General features: G+C 69.4%; 1 protein-coding gene. It reads right to left on the reverse strand.

The annotated features are described in order from the left end of the window. Positions 1-1,455: non-ribosomal peptide synthetase (locus GTY96_RS37030; protein ID WP_161667172.1), on the reverse strand; the 1,455-nt coding region annotated here is incomplete at both ends.

Below are 1,455 nucleotides of genomic sequence, written 5' to 3' on the forward strand. Positions count from 1 at the left end.
CTTGCCGTTCGCGCTGAGCGGCAGTGCGTCCAGGACGCAGATGGCCGACGGCACCATGTACTCCGGCAGCTCCTTGCGCAGCGCCGACTCCACCTCCCTCGTGTCCAGCCTCCTCCCCGGCTTCGCCACGAGGTACGCCACCAGCCGCTTGTCTCCTCCCACCTCCCGCACCACCACCGCCGCCTCCCCCACTTCCTCCTGGCGCAGCAGCGCGGCTTCCACTTCTCCCAGCTCGATGCGGAACCCTCTCACCTTCACCTGGAAGTCCACTCGGCCCAGGAACTCCAGCGTCCCGTCCTCCTTCCACCTCGCCTTGTCCCCCGTCCGGTACAGCCGCGCCCCTGGCTCCTGGCCGAAGCCGTCCGGCACGAAGCGCTCCGCCGTCAGCTCCGCTCGCAGGTAGCCCCACGCCAGCCCTTCCCCTCCCACGTACAGCTCCCCTGGCACTCCCACTCCCGCCACCTCCCCGCTCGCGTCCACCACGTACGCCGTCGAGTTCCCGAGCGGCTTGCCGATGGGCACTGACTTCCCCACCACGCTCTCCTTCGTCAGCGTGTGAGTGGTGGAGAAGGTGGTGTTCTCCGTCGGGCCGTACCCGTTCACCAGCACCGCGCCTTCCGGCAGCCGCTTCAGGTGCTCCCTCACCCGCTGCGCTGGCAGCACGTCTCCTCCCGCCAGCACCTGCCTCACCCCCGCCAGCGCCTCCCCCTGGTGCAACGCCATCTGCTCGTACAGCGCGGCCGTCAGCCACAGCGCGCTGATTCCCTCTCTCCTCAGCAGCCCCCCCAACTCCTCCAGCGTCTGGGCCTGCGCAGGCGCCACCACCAGCTTCGCCCCGTGCAGCAGCGCTCCCCACACCTCCAACGTCGACGCGTCGAACGCCACCGGCGCCAACTGCAGCCACACCTCCTCCGGCCCGAAGCGCACGTACTCCTTCCCCTCCACCAACCGCGTGATGCCTCGGTGCGGAATGCACACCCCCTTCGGCCTCCCCGTGCTCCCTGACGTGAACATCACGTACGCCAGGTCCTCTCCTCCCACCTCGCTGCTCAACCCGCTCTCGGGCTGCGTCGCTACTTCCTTCCACGCCGTGTCCAACGCCAACGCCTTCCCCGCGCTCGCTGGCAGCTTCTCCACCAGCGCGGACTGCGTCAGCGTCACCTCCACTCCCGCCTCCTCCAGCATCAGCGCCACTCGCTCCGCTGGGTACTTGCGGTCCACCGGCACGTACGCGCCTCCCGCCTTCAGGATGGCCAGCAGCCCCACCACCATCTCCACCGAGCGCTCCACGTACACGCCCACTCGCGTGCCTCGTTTCACCCCCAGGCCCCTCAAGTGGCGCGCCAGCTGGTTCGCCTTCGCTTCCAACTCCCCGTAGCTCAGCGTCCCGCCTTCCTCCGCGCTCTTCAGCGCCACCTCTCCGGCCCTCCTCCTCGCCTGCTCCTCGAATCGCGC

Origin of the sequence: Corallococcus silvisoli (assembly GCF_009909145.1) — a bacterium.
GTDB classification, from domain to species: Bacteria; Myxococcota; Myxococcia; order Myxococcales; family Myxococcaceae; genus Corallococcus; species Corallococcus silvisoli.